Below are 16,171 nucleotides of genomic sequence, written 5' to 3'. Positions count from 1 at the left end.
TGGAGAGTTGCTTTGAATGCCGGATGAGATACATACTTCGAAAACGAGCATCTTCGGATCTGAAAACCGGATGAGCTATTTGCCTTGACAACAAAACACCTTCCAATCTGAAAAGAAAAATGATCAGTGCCGGATGGCATATCGAAATACACGCTTTTAAAACGGCACCCATTCCAACCTGAAAAGAAATTTCCTGCTTTGAGAAAATGTCCCAAAAAGAATCCCCGGCCACATGAGCCGGGGATTCACTCTTTAATGGGGTTTTGATATCGTATCGTCAGAACCGGAAACCGGCGCTGGCGGAGAGGCGGCGCGGCAGTTGTTTCTCAACCGTCGTCCAGCCGCCGAAATATTCTTTGTTGGCGATGTTGTCCAGTTTAACCGCAAGGCGGAAAGACTTCGCCTGATAAAATACCGTTGCGTTCAGCACGGTGTAAGCGGGCAGCGTAAAAATACCCGTGTTGAGATCGTTGGTGGTGACGTTTTCGCTGGCGTAGTTGCCACCAAAACCCGCGCCCAGCCCCTGCAGTGAGCCACCGGGGGTAGTATAGCCCAGCCAGAAATTGGCGACGTGCTGAGGGCCTGCGCTGGTGGGCCTTCTGCCTTTGACGTTGGGAGCGGATTCTACCATTTTGCTATCGTTATAACCATAACCCGCAAAAAGGTTCAGGCCGGTTACGGGGGTAACGTTCGCATCCGCTTCAAAACCCTTGCTGCGCTGTACGCCATCCTGTATGGTATAATTATAGTCAACACCGTCGTTGCCTTTGGCGGTTACCTGGCGCGACATGTTGGTTACTTTAATGTCATAGTAGCTGGCGGTAAAGTTGATGCTGTTGTTCAGCAGTTCCACTTTCACACCGCCTTCCAGTTGGTTGGCCTGCTGTGGTTTGTATTTGATATCGAGGCCCAATGCGGGGTTGGGCTGCGCGGCAGTGATGTTGCGGAATCCGTTCATATAGTTGGCAAACAGGCTTACCTTATCCTGCACCACCTGGTACACCAGGCCGAATTTCGGAGAAAATGCGCGCTGGTTGTAATTGCCAGTCAGCGCGCCGGTGAGGTGGTTCTTTGTGCCTTTATTGTCGAAGTAGTCGAAGCGGAGGCTCATCATGGCAGACAGTGCTTTGGTGATATTGAGCACATCGGAGATGTACGCGCCGTAAGCATAGGTGGTAGCCGCATTTTTTGTATAGCCGCTGGTGAGACTGCCCAGCTTAGCGTCTACTGCGGGCCGGGTGAGCTGGCCGTAACGGGGATCTCTTGCGTTGACCGCACTAACTATATCGAACAATGCGTAGGGTGAATAGTTATTCGTCGTTTGCTGGTTGAGGAAGTCCACGCCAACTACCACCCTGTTGCGCAGGCTGCCGAGCTTGAAGTCGCCGATGAAGTTCTGCTGTACGTTGGTGGTGATGGCCTGCTGGTTTTGGGTGTAAACAAAGCGGGAAAGCAGGGAATCGTTGGGTTTGGGATCTGCCGCATCGAGGAACATCACGTAGGAGTAGTAGCCGTCGCTTTTGCGGATGCTGTGAGCGGCCACGGTTTGTGAGGTCCAGGTATCGCTGAGTTTGTATTTGATCTGGCCTACCAGGTTGGTGGTGGGCGTTTTGTAACTGATGTCGTTGCTGGTGAAAGAGCGGTTGAAGTCAATGCCCAGTTCCGCCGGTGTTCTGGCGATCAGCTGGCGGTTACGGTTAAGGAATACCATCAGCGTATTGGTGCTTTCCGCGTTGTAGATTTCCGTGTTGAGGTGGAAAGAAAGGCGGTCGCTTGCCTGGTAGCTGAAGCTGGGGGCGAAGAAGAACGATTTTTTGAACCCGGCGTCCTGGAAACTGCCTTCGTTATGGTAAGCGGCGTTTACACGGAGCAGGAATTTCTTTTCCCCATCCAGCGGGGTGTTGATGTCGGCCGTCACGCGGTTCAGCCCGAATCCGCCGGCGGTGTAAGTAATATCGCCGCCGAAGGTATCATATGGTTTTTTGGTAACGATGTTCATGAGCCCGCCAAAAGACACGAGGCTGCTGCCGAACAAAGTACCGGAGGGGCCTTTGATCACTTCGATGCGCTCGGTGTTGGCGGGATCGATACCTCCATTGGTAAGCCCGGCCACGCCGTCTATCATCGTAGGCTGCACACTGAACCCTCTGACGATGAAATATCCCGCACCATCGCCGGGGCGGCCGGTGGAAGACCAGAGCCGGCTGACGCCGGGAGCGTTTTTGATAGCGTCGTCAAACGTGGTAATCATCTGTTCTTTCATCAGTTCCTTGTTCACCACATTATATACCTGCGGGTTCTCGATATTTTTGATGGGCAGACGGGCAATGTACTCGCTTTCCTTTTTGGATGGCTGGGTGCCTTTGATGGTCACTTCCTGGAGTTGTAAATTGGAAACCGTCAGCTGAAGCGGCACATTCACCGTTTCGGTACCGGCTACACGTACTTCTTTCTCCAGTGGCTCGTAACCCACCAGCGTTACCAGGATAGTATAGGCGCCGGGCTGCAGGCGGCGGAAGGAAAATTCCCCTTTCATGTCTGTCACCACCCCGCGGTTATTGTTTTTGAGCAATACGCTGACGAAGGGAGCCGGCTGCCCGTCGCTGGTGCGAACGGTTCCTTTAATGACGCCGGATGTATTTTGAGCTGAAATGCCCTGAGCGCACAGGAGCAACAGTATCAGGTGTATAAGTCGTTTCATGGCGCAAAATTCCCGTGAAACCGTGGGCGGGGTTTACTGAATTGGGAAAATTATTTACGCAATCGGGAAAAAATCAACCAGGGGCGGGTGTTCTAACGCGGAAGGGGGCAGTTGCTGACCAGTTTTTTACCTTACATCATAACCAGGCAGTTTTATAGCCACAATTGATTAATAGGTGCCAACCGGGCGCCGGCCGTCTATATAATGTCAAACATGGGAAATCAACAAACGAACAGCCAGAGTGCAAACAAACCCATCCCGATGACCCCGCCGATAATGCTGGCGATGGCATCTTTCACGTCGTGATGTCCCTTGCCGGTGATCAGGGAGAGCAGCTCGAATCCATAACTCACGGCACATACGGCTAAAAACGCCAGCAGGTACATGAGCGGCGGGTACAAATACCAGGCGGTGGTCTGTAAGACGATTCCCATCGGTATGCCCACCCAAAAGTGTTTCCATTTATCCGGTGCTATTTTACGCATCCTGCAATAATAACAAGTTTCGGCTGGTATGGAAATTGTGTTTGCAGTTTTATGAAAAAGTTATTGCAGATACTGGCTTGTTGTACGCTGCTGGCCTGTGGGAACAGCAGCAACAAAACCGATAAACAACCGGAGCAAACGGGCATTCCGCCCACGGAAGACAGCGCCGTGCAGACAACCGGCGCCAACCCGCCGGCCGTGAGTACGGAAGAGCAGCAATTCCGAACTTTTTTGGGCGCATTTACGGAAGCGGCAGACGGGCAGCACGATACGCTGCTGCGCGGCATGATCCACTTCCCCCTGCCGGTGGACAACGCCGGTACGGAAGTGAAGAAAGCTGAATTCAGAAGCCATGAAAAACACATATTTAACGGCGATGTACTCCGCCTCCTGCCTGCGGTCACTGATGAAAATATTACCGAAATTGAGGAGAATCATCCCTCCGCTTATTATAAGAAGTTAAGGACAGTAACGGATGCAGGCACTAAAATGTACGAGGTGCACAAAGCGTATCCCGATCAGAACAGCAACAAACAGCGCTTTTTCACGTTCGTTTTCGGGAAAGTGAATGGCAGTTACAAATTGATAGGTTACCACCGGAATATGCCGGTGAAGGAATAAGTAATGGGCTGACTGCCGCTGAGGCAGCGCAGCCCATCTCCTGTTTCGATTATGCGGGGTGGGTGGAATAATAAGTCATTCCCTCTGCAATAAAGGCTGCATAGGCCGGGTCGGATTTGCCGTCCGGCGTTTGGGTATACCTTTCGTCGTTGATATACAATTTAGCCAGGCCGGCATAGGCCGCCAGCCGCTCCGCTTCGGGTACGGTTTCTCCCCAGAAGCGTTTGATCAGCTCAAAATGTGTATGTATCACTTTTTGCACTTTAGGGTGCGAGGCCGGCAGGTGCATCAGTCCGCCCAGTTCGCTGCGGATCTCATCGAACCGGCTTCTCAATTTCAGCAATTCCGCTTTATCCAGTTTCCGCAGGTTGTTTTCGCTTTTTTCAACGGCTTCGCGGCCCCATTTGGCCACCGCCTCTTCGCGATAGGTGTTTCCCTTGGGGAAACCTTCGTACAAATCTTTATCTGTGAGCATAACAGGCCCTCCTTTTAATTTTTCAAGTGTTTTGTGAATGGTTTCGAGTAAGGTGGAAATCCTGTCCCGCCTTGCCTGCAGGGCTTTCTCATGTGCCTCAAGGGCCGGCGTCAGCTCAAAGTCCGGATCGTCGAGGATGGCCGCAATGTTTTCCAGCGGAAAATCCAGCTCCTTGTAAAACATGATCTGTTGCAACCGGTACAGTTCGTATGGCCCGTATAAACGGTACCCCGCCGGGCTGCGTTTGCCGGGCTTCAACAAACCGCAGGCGTCGTAGTGGTGAAGCGTGCGCACACTCACCCCTGCGAGCGCCGCCAGTTGCTTGACGGTATAAGTATTTTCCATATTGCAAAAGTAGGGTATCACGTTACGTAAGGGTCAAGAGGGTTTTGAAACTTTCCGATTTCCTGTTTATCTTGTCTGTTGTTCTAATATCACCACGATCATGAAAAAAGCTAGCCTGTTTTTTTGTTTACTGCTGATGTGCTGCGGTTTTACCGCATCCGCCGGCGAATTTTACCAGATAAAGATCTATCACCTGAAATCGGAAACCCAGGTGGCCCGCGTCGACAGTTTCCTGAGCACCGCCTTCCTCCCGGCCCTGCACCGCGCAGGCATCAAACATGTGGGTGTGTTCAAGCCCATCGAGCAGGACACGGCCGACCTCCGGCTGTATGTGCTCATTCCTTTTAAATCGCTGGAGCAGTTTGAAAAACTGCCCCTCCTGCTGGAAAGGGATGCTGTGTTTAAAAAAAGCGGCAGCAGCTATATCAACGCCGAGTACAATAACACGCCATATGCGCGGATCGAATCCATCCTGCTGAAAGCGTTCAGCGGTATGCAGAAGCTGGAAGCCCCCGCGCTGACGGGCCCGAAAAGAGACAGGGTATACGAGCTGCGGAGTTATGAAGGCCCCACGGAAAAGTACTACGTGAATAAAGTGAAGATGTTCAACGACGGCGATGAAATCGGGCTGTTCAGGAGACTCGGTTTCAACGCGGTGTTTTACGGCGAGGTACTGGCCGGCAGCCATATGCCGAACCTGATGTACATGACTGCGTTTAAAGACCAGGCTGACCGTGATGCGCACTGGAAAACGTTTTCCGGCGACCCCGAATGGAAAAAACTCTCCGCCATGCAGGAATACAAAAACAACGTATCTAAAAACGAAAAGTTTTTCCTGCGGCCTACGGAGTATTCTGATCTTTGATATCGCGCACCAGCCGCGGTACCAGCAGGCCAAGCACTGCGATGATCAATAAGATGCCCGCCCATATCCACCAACGGCTGTTAAAGAAGCCGGCGGCGGGTGTGGGCGGTGCTGTTTGCGCGAGTAGTGTGGGCGCAGCGGGTGTCATTACTTCCACCACAAAATCATTCAGCCTTTCTTTAAAAAACTGCAGGTCGTATTGCGGCGGTACGGCAGCGGGCGCTCCTCCGCACAATACATATGTTTTTCCTTTTTCCAGCCGCGCCACGAGGTAATGATTTTTTTGCATGACCTCCACGCCGCTGATGGTCAGGGGAGGACTGTCTTCATTGAGAACGACCAGGTACAGGCTGTCGTATCCCGTACGGGGCAGTTCAATCGTGGCCGGTGTTTCGGAAGAAAGGGTGAACGATGTAACAGTGGTGCGGGTGCTGTTTTGCTGCAGCAGGGCCTGCCGGTGATATAGTGCCGGCGAGGAAATCTTCAACGTCAATCTGTCTGCCGGATAAATGCCCTGCAAATCGATGAGATATGCGCTTTCTTTGGGGCGGGCAGCCTTAACGGGCGTCATGCGCACTCCGGGAATGGCGGTATAAGCCGGTGGCCGGGTTGGGAATTCCGGTATGCCGATCTGTTCGATCAGCAGCGGTGCATGTACCGTATCGGATATGCGCAGCCGGTAAAATGCGTAGTTCGATCGTGGTATCTGGATGCGCTGAATGGAAGTGACGCCGGTGCCTGCATCCCCCGCGGAGGGGTCGAAGAGGAACTGCTCCGTGACGCCGTACCACTGTTGCCCGTCGTCGCTTCCGTTTACCTGGATGGTTTTGCGCACGCGGGAGTTTTTATAAACGATGTCGAAACAATCCAGGGTGCGACGGCTTTTATTGGCAAACACGAGCATGCCGGGCGACTGATTAATGACGGGCAGCGGCTGGAAAACGGAGGGTGGTTGTGAACCGCTGAAGTCGCTGTACAGCACATAGGGCACTTCCTGTTTTTGTGTGTATATCCTGATATCCCACCGGCCATCGCGGTAGGCCATGCGGCTCACGGCGGGCGTCAGGGCGATGTGATAGAACCCGGTGCTATCGGGTACGGGCAACTTCGCCTGCCAGGTGAAGGCCGGCGGTTCCTGCGCGAAGCCCTGGAGGCTCAGGCCGAGCAGCCATACGCTAAGGCTTGCTTTCTTCATCTTTCAGAATTATTTTTTTAAGGCGTTGATACATAAAAGAGATCAGCAGCAATAAAATACCCAAAGAGATAAACGCAGCTATTTTTCCTCCCTCGCCGAGTCCGGACAAATCGAATACGAACAGTTTGATGATGGTGATGCCGAACACGCTGATCGAAATGATGCGCAGGTCCTTGGATTTCAGGCGAAGCCCCATGAACATCAGCACAAAGGCGTAAAGGCCCCACAGGATAGCATAGCCGGTCCTGTGGCTGGTATGGATGGTATCCTGGTTACGGGTGATGAGCAGCAGCAGGTGGTCGAGTTCTGCACTGAGCAGGTACAGCACCACGAAGGCGGCTACCCATTTAAAAACGGGCATCATCAGGGGGGCTTCCGCTCGTTGCAGGTGCCGGTAGGTGCAAACGCCTACCCAAACCAGCAGGGCAATCACCAGGTAGTGGAAAAGGAAATAGGCAAACGGCGCCTGCTGCGCTACATATGCGTCGCGTATGTTGGTTACGCTTCCGTTCAGGACGGTGACCATCACTAATGCTGCACCAAAGGAAAGCAGCAGCAGGAACATTGTAACGCCCTCGCCGCCGTTGCGCGTTATGCGCCAGAGGATGGCGATGTAGAGGTAATTGAATGCCGCCATGCCCAATACGGTCAGTAATGGCGCGTGGAAAGCAAGCTGGTGGAAAAGTTCCAGCGAGATCACCAAGTAGAGCAAGCCGGCCAGCAGACCCGCCAGCCCTTTGCGGACTGGCGCAGCCTTTACGGAGGGGAGCAATTCACTATCCTGTGCTTCATTCCCGGCAAGCCGGCGAAGCGCCCACACGGCTGCTGCCGCCACGATGCCGGTAATGAGCCCTTTGTTGAACACCGGGAACAGCTGCGGGCCGTTGCTGAAGTAGATTTGTCCCCAATCGATGATGAGGCTGACAAACATCAGCACCAGCACCAGGAAAGCGGAGTAGCGCATGAGCGTGATCTGCGATTTCTGCCACAGCCACAACAGCAGCACGGCTTCCGCGCTCCAGAAGAGGGTGATGTGATTGCCTTCCAGCTGGATGGGGGCGGCCAGGCTCATGAACGTAAGCACCAGCCCGATCAGTAGGAAGACCAGCGTACGGTCACCCCCCTTGCTACGGTACAGGCTATACGCGAATATGCAGTTGAATACGGCCAGCAGTGCGGTAAACAGGCCCTGGAAGGCGCCATCTCCCCAATAGCGCAGGATGGCCATGCCGGCTCCGTAATAAAGGAAAGTATTGCTCAGCAGGATGGATATTTCCAGCGCGCCGAATTTCATCCTGTTCCGGACGTTGTTAATCACATTCATGAGGAAAAACACGGTATAGAACAAGGTGCCGAACAACAGGGGCACTCCGTACCGCGCATGGCCCTCCAGGTTTTTCATGAGCCACCCGCCGTATAGCAGGATGGTGGCCACGTAACAGATGACGTTAACGACGTTCCATTTTTTATAATAAGCCAGTACCAGCATCCCCACGTTGAGGATGAGCAGGTAGGTGAAAAATACGATTTCGTTGGCATGCCCCGTGCTTACCAGGAAAGGAGAGGAGAACCCTCCCAGAATAGCCAGAATGGCCAGTTCCTTCCGGTTGTAGCTCAGCGATAACAAGACTGTAAAGGCGGTGATCACGATCATCAGCGCGAATGCGACGCTCTGTGAAATGAGGTGGTATTGCTGGAAGGCGATGGTGACCGTAAAATACAGCACCGCCACACCGCCGCCCACGAGCACGGAGCTGAACGCGGCGAACGATTTACGCAGGTAGTGGGCCAAACCGATCAGCACGGCGCCGCAGAAGAACCCGATGAAGCTGCGCCCCGTTTCGTTGATCCAGTTTTTGTCGATAGCATATTTGAGGAAAAAACCGATGCCGATCACGAGGATGCCGATGCCGATTTTGTTGAACAGGTTTTCCCCGATGAATTTTTCCAGGTCGGGGTTTCGTTCCCAGAACCCGGGCTGTTTTTCTTTCGGGGCCGTAAAGGCGGCGGCCGGTGCGGTTTCGATATCCTGCCAGCTGGGTTCTTTCTCGTCTGCCGGTATGATGACATCAATGCCGGGCACTTTTTCGCCGGACGGAATATGCATGTAGAATCCGGGATCGGTTTCGGGAGGCGTATTGGTGCTTCCCACAGGCGCACCGCTTTCACGCTCATGAGACTCATCCTCTTCGCCGGCCGGCCCCTCTGATGGAGTACCGGTATACGTTTCTTCGGGTATTACATCCGGCCGGTGGCCGGATGCGTCAGAGGCCTCCGGTTGGGACGCTTCGTGTATGCGCGGCGCGGCATATGGGGCGGCACGCTCTTCGAGTGGCATTTTATCCGCAACAGGCTGGGTTTGAAAAGGAGGAGCTTCCTGTGGAGAAGGCGGCAGCTGGTTCTGCTCAAGATGCCTGAGCTTGATTTTCAGCTCGGTCATATCACGCTCCATTTCATTTCGGAAAGAGACGATGTAAAAGAGGAGAACAAGCAAAAGAATGATAAGAATCGCTTCGATCATAACGGATGTATAGGTGATAGCAGATCAAATATATACATTATCATATATGGGTGGCCGTTTCCGCTTTATTTTAACAAATTTATATAGTAAAATAGCACCGGCTTTGTAAATTACCAGTCTACACCATTAAACTATGCAGGAAAGGGCAGTTGATGACGGCAAACAGACCACGGCGCAGATTTTCCACGAATACTATGCGGCGCTGGTAGGGTATGCCTGCAAGTTTGTAGACCCGCAAACGGCGGAAGACCTGGTGCAGGACGTGTTCATCCAGGCGCACAATAAAATACCCGCCAATGCCGGCAGTTACCTGTTCCGCAGCGTGCACAACAAATGCGCCGACCATTTCAGGCGGCTGGCCGTTCACAAAAAATATGTGGAAGAAGTTCTTTTTGTACAGGAAGAACTGGCTTTCTTTAATCCCGATACAGGGCATACCAGCTTGCTGGAAGCGCCGGAAAGCAGCGTGTGGGCGGCCATTGAGCAATTGCCTCCCAAATGCCGGGAAATAGTGCGGCTTCGCTACGAACAGGGCATGAAGACCCCGGAAATATCCACCGTGCTGGGTATCTCTTCGCGCACCGTCGAAACCCAGCTGTACAAGGCCATGAAGCAGCTCCGTAATGTGCTGAAAAGGGCCCACGGCATTCTTTTAAACTTTTTTTGATCCGGCGTACGTAGTTTTTATCTCCTCACCGTCTATATAGAAATGCAGCACGAAGAAAATTTTTACCAGCGCCTCGTCCGGGTAATCGACGGCCAGGCCAGTCCGGAAGAAGCCGCGGAAGTGGAAATCTGGATGCGGGCCGAGCCGGCTAACAAGGAACTGTTTTTCAAAGTGAAAGACATTCTCGACCGCGACCGCGCCAACCGTGCGCAAACAGATACGGCGGGCGCCTGGGAGCAGGTAAGCGGCAAGATCACCCGGGTAAAAAAAATGCAGTGGTGGAAGTATGCCGCCGTTTTTGCACTCCTGGTACTGGCCGGCGGGGCGGCCATCTGGCTGGGCGTCAGCAGGCAACAGGGCGCCGAAGTAGCCTACCAGGCTCCGGCGGGCGGCAAAACGGAAATGACGGTGTTGCCCGACGGTTCAAAAGTCTGGCTGCAACCCGGTTCCGGCATTACCTACCAGCACAGGCAGGCAACGGTAACCGGCAGCGCATTTTTTGAAGTGGCCCCGGCTGAAACGCCCTTCACCGCCCGCTCCGGTGAAATATCCGTGCAGGTACTGGGCACCTCGTTCACGCTGCATCCGCATGCCGTGATTGTCAGCACCGGCAAAATCAAAGCGGTAGCCGGCGAACATGAAATGGTGGTGAGCCCCGGAGAAAAAGTCACACTACGGGGCGGCAGCTGGTTCAAACAAAAAGTAAATGCACAACTATATGCTGCCTGGAAAGACGGCGATTATCTGTTTAACAATACCAGCCTTGCAGAACTGCAGGACGTGATCGCCAGCAGTTACGGCCTTACAACGGAAATCCGCAACCCGGATTTTTTCCGTGGCGCCGCACTCAGCGGGCAGATGCAGATAAACGACGTTGAAACGCTAAAAACCATCCTGGCGGTTACACTGAATGCGCACGTTTCGCAGCATGACCAAACATTAATTATTCAACCGAAGTAAAAAAACAAAGTAGAATCGCTTATCTAACCTAAATTTTACGTTATGAAATTTGGTACCCTGAGGCTTTGCCTTAGAATTGCCTTGCTATGCCTGTTGACAGCTGAAATCCATGCCCAGCAGGTATTTGCGAGCGCCGCCCGGCAAACGGGCGGTACATCCGCTCCGATGGTGCCTTTAAAAGATGCACTCGAAACCATCTACAAAAAACACAAAGTAAGGGTCGTTTACAACGAACAACATGTTCGGGGCGTATTACTGCCGGAACAGCTCCTGCGCACCAGGGGCGATCAGCTGATCGTTTCCATGCAACGCGCATTGCAACCGTACCGCCTGGTGCTGAACAGAATAGGGGAGGCCCAGTTCGCCATTGCGCCGGAAGCGCCGACAGCGGCGCCTGTGGCCAAACCGGTGGTCGGCGCCGCCAAAATAAGGGTGGCCGGCCTGATCAAAGATAAACTGGGCTCGCCGATCATCGGCGTAACGGTAAGAGTAACCGGCAATACAGGTGGCACCCTGTCGAACACGGAAGGTTTTTATGCCATTGAAGTAGAGCCCACGGATACCCTGGAGTTTTCTTTCATCGGTTATGAAACGCAGCGCATTGCCGTCCGTAATAAAATGGATCTCAATGTGACCATGGAAGCAAAGGAAGGTGGATTGAACGAGGTAGTGGTAGTTGGTTTTGGAGCGCAGAAGAAGATCAGCCTCGTTGGCGCACAATCCACCATCAAGCCGGCTGAGCTGAAGCAACCGGGAAGGAGCCTTACAAATGCGCTGGGAGGCCGTTTGGCCGGTATAGTGGCCGTACAGAAAAGCGGGGAGCCGGGGGCGGACGAAGCGGATATTTACATCCGTGGCGTGTCTACTTTCAGCAGCAGCCAGCAGGGCCCGCTGATCATCGTGGATGGAGTGCCTGACCGGTCGATCGCCGATATCGATGCGGAAGACATCGAGTCGTTCACCATCCTGAAAGATGCATCGGCCACCGCCGTTTACGGCACCCGCGGCGCCAACGGCGTGATCATCGTCAACACCAAAGCCGGTAAGCCCGGTAAGCCGAATATCAATGTTGAAATGAACCAGGCCTTCACCCGGTTCACGCAGCTGCCCGAATATGTGGATGCGCCCACTTTTATGCGCCTTTATAACGAAGGGCTGGTGACCCGTGGCGGGCTGCCGCAGTGGACGGACGAACAGATCGCCAAACATGCTTCCGGCGCGGATCCGGACCTGTACCCGAACGTAGACTGGTTCAAGACCCTTTTCAACGAATGGGGCAACAACCGCAAAGCGAGCCTCAACGTGCGCGGCGGTTCGGATGTGGCCACATATTATTTCAGCGCCGGTTATTTTTCCGAAGTAGGTATGTCGAAGCGCGACGCTGTACAGGCTTACAACTCCGTCCTGAAACTGGACCGTTATAATTTCACCACCAACGTGGATGTGAATATTACTAAAACCACGAAGCTGGAGCTGGGCGTGCAGGGTAATATCACCAATGAAAACAAACCCAGCATCGGTGCCGGCGCGCTGTTCAGCGAGGCTGCGCGTGTGCCGCCGAACCTGATCCCCCCGGTGTATTCCACCGGCCAGGCGCCTAAAATGAGAGGCGGCGGATTTATCAGCCCGTACATCAATCTCACCCGCGCCGGTTACGGCACCGAATACCGGAACCGTGTCAATTCCAATATCCGGGTCAGGCAAAACCTCGACTTCCTTGTGAAAGGCCTCACTTTCAGCTCCATGTTCGCATTCGACAGCTATGCGTGGAATGAGGCGATGCGCCGGCGTACAGTGCCCAACTTTTATGCGGAAAGCCGCAATACGGACGGGTCGCTGGTGCTGGTGCCGCAAGACCTCGGCTCCAACGTGCTCAATTTCGAAGCGAGCCGCGGCGGCAACAGGCGTTTTTACACCGAAACCTCGCTGAACTACAGCCGCAGCTTCGGGCATCACGATGTTTCGGGCCTGCTGCTGTACAACCAGTCCGATTATGTGAACGGCGACGCCACCACCCTCATCCCTTCCATTCCCTTCCGCCAGCGCGGCATCAGCGGCAGGGCAACTTACGGCTTTGATAACCGTTACTTCACGGAAGTGAACTTCGGGTATAACGGATCAGAGAATTTTGCGCCCAATAAACGGTATGGTTTCTTCCCCTCATTCGGGGCAGGGTGGGTCGTGTCCAACGAAAAATTCTTCCAGCCGTTCAGGAACACCGTATCGCACCTCAAGCTGCGCTACACGTATGGTATCTCCGGCAATTCGCATGTGAAGAATGAAAATGACCGTTTCCTCTTCCTGACGCGTATCCTTTCTGTCACCACGGCCAATGGCGGCTTCCAGTTCGGTGTGCCCGGCAGCACCGTATCGTATGCCGGAATGGAAGAAGGGCAGGTAGGTTCCGATGTGAGCTGGGAAACGGCCAAACGGCAGAACCTCGGCCTGGAAGTGAAAATGCTGCGGGATAAAATATCGCTCATCGTAGACCTTTTCAAGGAAGACCGTACCGGCATACTCGTGCGGCATATCACGGTGCCCTATACTTCCGGCTTCACCAACAGCACGTTGCCCTTTCAGAACGTTGGCGTTACTTCCAACAAGGGGATCGACCTCACCCTGGAAGTGAATCATGCTTTTAATGCCAACTACTACATCAACTTCCGTGGCAACTTCACGTATAACAAAAACCTCAGCCTGTACGACGGCCGCCCGGCCTGGGATTATCCCTGGCGCGAACGTACCGGCCATACCATCAGCCAGCGTTTCGGCTATGTAGCGGAGGGACTGTTCAAAGATTCGGCCGAGATCATGCGCTCGCCCAAACAGGCCGGCAGTGTACGGCCGGGCGATATCAAGTATAAAGACATGAACGGCGACGGTATCATCAATACTTCCGATGAACAGGCGATCGGCCTCAGCGACGTTCCCCGCATCATGTACGGGCTCAACCTCAGCGTGGGCATTCGCCGGTTCGACATCCTCATGTTCTGGCAGGGCGCCGGGATGGTCGACTTCCATTATTCCAACTTGTCCAACGGTATCAACACCGTTCCCTTCATGGAAGGCCACACCAACGGTAACCTGTATGCCATCGCCACCGACCGCTGGACGCCCGACAATCCGAATCCCCGGCCATTTTATCCACGTATGTCAACCCGTTCCGATCCCACTTCCAACTATCTCGCCAGCACCTGGTGGATCAAAAGAGCGGATTACATCCGCCTGAAAGAACTGATGGTGGGCTATAATTTCAATGTAAAGGGGCTCCAGAAGTTCAGTGTAAAAAGCCTCCGCCTGTACCTGCAGGCCACCAACGTGCTCACTTTTTCTCCCTGGAAACTCTGGGACCCCGAGCTGACGGAATCGCGTGGCATCAGGTATCCGCAACTGTCCGTTTACAATATGGGATTACGTGTCAACTTCCTCTAAAACCAGCGAAACATGAAAAAGGTTATATACTTCAAAATGATACTGCCGGCGCTGTTGTTGGTGTTGCTCGCGCCGGGCTGCAGGAAGAAATTCCTCGATACCGTACCGGATAACATTACGTCGTACAAAGATGTGTTCACCAGTAAAAAAATGACGGAAGAATGGCTGGCCCGCTGTTATTTTCCCATCCCGGATATGTGGGACCAACCGTACAAATTCCCCTGGGCCTGCATGAGCGATGAGGTGGACAACACCTGGGAAACGCCGCTGATGAATTCCGGCGCCATCACGCCAGACAATGCCACGCCCAAAAACTGGGATCCTTTTTACCAGGCCATCCGTTTGTGCGGGGTGCTGATCCATAATATCGATCAGAACGATGAGATCCGTTCCCAGCCGGCCGGCGAGGAACTGCTGAAGCAATACAGGGCTGAAGCGCGGTTTCTGCGTGCTTATTATTACTGGCTGATCATGAAACAGTACGGGCCTATCCCGATCCTGGAGGACGTGCCGCCTCCGGCCGACGCCGATCATCAGATCCCGCGCAGCAGCTGGGACGAATGTGTGGCGCATGTGCTGGCTGAAATGGATAAAGCCAGCGAAGACGTGCCGGTGGAGCATATGAACCCCAGCAACCCCACAGTACCGGATCCCACGCAGATCGGGCGGATCACCAAACCCGTCATCCTGGCCGTTAAATCGCAGATATTGCTTTATCATGCCAGCCCGCTTTTTAACGGCAACACCGAACTGGCTGATTTCAAAAACCTCGACGGCAAGCAGCTGTTTAACCAGACCTACGACGCCAACCGCTGGAAGCAGGCTGCAGACGCTGCGCTTGCAGTGATCAATACCGGGCGTTATTCCTTGTACAAGGTGGCTGATAACAATCCGTTCCAGGCTGCCTTCCTTTCTTACCGCAACCTGTTCTGGGACGGTTACAAGGTAGAGGCCATCTGGATCCGTTCCGCCACCAACAGCAGGCAGTGGGAGCAGCATTGCGCCCCCCGCAATGCCAATGGCGAAGGTTACAGCGGCGTGAGCACCACACAGGAAACGGTGGACGCATTCCGCATGTCGAACGGCAAAAAGATCAATGAAGAAAACAGCGGGTACAAAGAAACCGGCTTCACCACCACCGCCAATAACTACTATGTATCCGGTACCTCCAACATGTATGTGGGCCGTGAGGCGCGGTTTTATGTGAATGTGACCTTCAATGGCGCCAAAATACCCGTGGTGGCTGCATCCGGCCAAACGGTGGTGGAATTGTTCAGGACCGGCAATTCCGGCCGCGATGGTTCTTCCCGCAACTGGTCCACCACCGGTTATACCGCCCGGAAAAACCTGCATCCCAACACCGATTTCCGGAATAACCGCATACAGGCCCGTCCCGCGATGATGATCCGGCTGGGGGAGATTTACCTCAATTATGTGGAGGCGCTGAATGAGTATGATCCGGGCAACCCTGACATCCTGGTATATCTCAACCTCATCCGCAGCCGTGCGGGGCTGCCTGCGATGGCCGCCGGCCTTACGCAGGAACAGATGCGCCGCGAAATCAGGCTGGAAAGGCAGATTGAGCTGATGTACGAGGGGCACCGCTATTTCGATACACGCCGCTGGAAAGTGGCTGGAACCGAAGCGTACCGCCAGTACGGCGAGTTCCACGGCATGGACGTATATGCCGGCACCTCGCTTTCTGATCCTGCGTTTCACAAAAGAGTAGTGGCGGACATCCGTACTCCATGGGACCGCAAAAACTATTTTTTCCCTGCCCCGCAGGCAGATCGTGACCGGAACAAACAATTGGTGCAGTTCCCGGGTTATTAATCAATCAAGCATGCATAGTGTAAAGAGCGCATCCCTTTCGCAGGGACGCGCTCTTTTTTTATACCGGGTAA

General features: G+C 53.7%; 11 protein-coding genes. 6 read left to right on the top strand and 5 right to left on the bottom strand.

The annotated features are described in order from the left end of the window. Window positions 1–277: 277 nt before the first annotated feature. Together EGT74_RS22295 and EGT74_RS22290 are read right to left on the bottom strand one after the other, a co-directional pair. Window positions 278–2,701 (bottom strand): TonB-dependent receptor, encoded by a 2,424-nt coding sequence (locus EGT74_RS22295; protein ID WP_123848743.1) that lies wholly within the window; start codon window positions 2,699–2,701, stop codon window positions 278–280. 221 nt (window positions 2,702–2,922) lie between these two features. Further along, on the bottom strand, window positions 2,923–3,186 hold the full coding sequence (locus EGT74_RS22290) for a VanZ family protein (RefSeq protein WP_123848742.1): 264 nt from the start codon (window positions 3,184–3,186) through the stop codon (window positions 2,923–2,925). A 51-nt stretch (window positions 3,187–3,237) separates the two neighbouring features. Between EGT74_RS22290 and EGT74_RS22285 the strand changes: the two genes are divergently transcribed. Beyond that, window positions 3,238–3,807, top strand: a complete 570-nt coding sequence (locus tag EGT74_RS22285) for a hypothetical protein (protein WP_123848741.1) — start codon at window positions 3,238–3,240, stop codon at window positions 3,805–3,807. A gap of 49 nt (window positions 3,808–3,856) precedes the next feature. Here EGT74_RS22285 and EGT74_RS22280 read toward each other — a convergent pair whose 3' ends face one another. After that, window positions 3,857–4,627: a MerR family transcriptional regulator gene (locus EGT74_RS22280; protein ID WP_123848740.1), complete on the bottom strand. Its 771-nt coding sequence runs from the start codon at window positions 4,625–4,627 to the stop codon at window positions 3,857–3,859. A 100-nt stretch (window positions 4,628–4,727) separates the two neighbouring features. On the opposite strand from EGT74_RS22280, the gene EGT74_RS22275 reads away from it, so the two are divergent. Continuing rightward, window positions 4,728–5,492 carry an NIPSNAP family protein gene (locus EGT74_RS22275; protein WP_123848739.1) on the top strand — a complete coding sequence of 255 codons (765 nt, stop codon included), beginning with the start codon at window positions 4,728–4,730 and terminating at the stop codon, window positions 5,490–5,492. On the opposite strand, the gene EGT74_RS22270 is transcribed toward EGT74_RS22275, so the two are convergent. After that, window positions 5,470–6,687 carry a DUF3999 family protein gene (locus EGT74_RS22270; protein WP_123848738.1) on the bottom strand — a complete coding sequence of 406 codons (1,218 nt, stop codon included), beginning with the start codon at window positions 6,685–6,687 and terminating at the stop codon, window positions 5,470–5,472. The two genes, EGT74_RS22275 and EGT74_RS22270, sit on opposite strands and share 23 nt — an antisense overlap. Then, window positions 6,668–9,127, bottom strand: a complete 2,460-nt coding sequence (locus EGT74_RS22265; protein ID WP_158618266.1) for a DUF2339 domain-containing protein — start codon at window positions 9,125–9,127, stop codon at window positions 6,668–6,670. Before EGT74_RS22265 ends, EGT74_RS22270 begins: the two co-directional genes overlap by 20 nt. A 214-nt stretch (window positions 9,128–9,341) precedes the next feature. On the opposite strand from EGT74_RS22265, the gene EGT74_RS22260 reads away from it, so the two are divergent. Genes EGT74_RS22260 through EGT74_RS22245 form a run of 4 tightly spaced genes read left to right on the top strand, consistent with a single transcriptional unit; the run spans window position 9,342 to window position 16,100 of the window. Then, entirely contained in the window at window positions 9,342–9,875 is a 534-nt protein-coding gene (locus tag EGT74_RS22260) for an RNA polymerase sigma-70 factor (protein ID WP_123848736.1), read from the top strand. Window positions 9,876–9,917: 42 nt separating this feature from the next. Continuing rightward, window positions 9,918–10,835 carry a FecR family protein gene (locus EGT74_RS22255; protein ID WP_123848735.1) on the top strand — a complete coding sequence of 306 codons (918 nt, stop codon included), beginning with the start codon at window positions 9,918–9,920 and terminating at the stop codon, window positions 10,833–10,835. A gap of 42 nt (window positions 10,836–10,877) precedes the next feature. Beyond that, window positions 10,878–14,267 (top strand): SusC/RagA family TonB-linked outer membrane protein, encoded by a 3,390-nt coding sequence (locus EGT74_RS22250; RefSeq protein WP_123848734.1) that lies wholly within the window; start codon window positions 10,878–10,880, stop codon window positions 14,265–14,267. Between the two features lie 12 nt (window positions 14,268–14,279). Then, complete coding sequence (locus EGT74_RS22245) at window positions 14,280–16,100, top strand: RagB/SusD family nutrient uptake outer membrane protein (RefSeq protein WP_123848733.1); 1,821 nt, start codon at window positions 14,280–14,282, stop codon at window positions 16,098–16,100. Window positions 16,101–16,171 lie beyond the last annotated feature (71 nt).

The sequence above is a fragment of the Chitinophaga lutea genome (assembly GCF_003813775.1).
GTDB lineage: Bacteria > Bacteroidota > Bacteroidia > Chitinophagales > Chitinophagaceae > Chitinophaga > Chitinophaga lutea.
Note: the sequence above shows the minus strand (reverse complement) of the source record. Positions and strands in the feature narration are given on the sequence as shown.

Coding starts and splice junctions, on each gene's coding strand:
- EGT74_RS22265 (WP_158618266.1), bottom strand. CDS start 9,127: ATGACCGAGCTGAAAATCAAGCTCAGGCATCTTGAGCAGAACCAGCTG.
- EGT74_RS22295 (WP_123848743.1), bottom strand. CDS start 2,701: ATGAAACGACTTATACACCTGATACTGTTGCTCCTGTGCGCTCAGGGC.
- EGT74_RS22275 (WP_123848739.1), top strand. CDS start 4,728: ATGAAAAAAGCTAGCCTGTTTTTTTGTTTACTGCTGATGTGCTGCGGT.
- EGT74_RS22250 (WP_123848734.1), top strand. CDS start 10,878: ATGAAATTTGGTACCCTGAGGCTTTGCCTTAGAATTGCCTTGCTATGC.
- EGT74_RS22260 (WP_123848736.1), top strand. CDS start 9,342: ATGCAGGAAAGGGCAGTTGATGACGGCAAACAGACCACGGCGCAGATT.
- EGT74_RS22285 (WP_123848741.1), top strand. CDS start 3,238: ATGAAAAAGTTATTGCAGATACTGGCTTGTTGTACGCTGCTGGCCTGT.
- EGT74_RS22245 (WP_123848733.1), top strand. CDS start 14,280: ATGAAAAAGGTTATATACTTCAAAATGATACTGCCGGCGCTGTTGTTG.
- EGT74_RS22280 (WP_123848740.1), bottom strand. CDS start 4,627: ATGGAAAATACTTATACCGTCAAGCAACTGGCGGCGCTCGCAGGGGTG.
- EGT74_RS22270 (WP_123848738.1), bottom strand. CDS start 6,687: ATGAAGAAAGCAAGCCTTAGCGTATGGCTGCTCGGCCTGAGCCTCCAG.
- EGT74_RS22290 (WP_123848742.1), bottom strand. CDS start 3,186: ATGCGTAAAATAGCACCGGATAAATGGAAACACTTTTGGGTGGGCATA.
- EGT74_RS22255 (WP_123848735.1), top strand. CDS start 9,918: ATGCAGCACGAAGAAAATTTTTACCAGCGCCTCGTCCGGGTAATCGAC.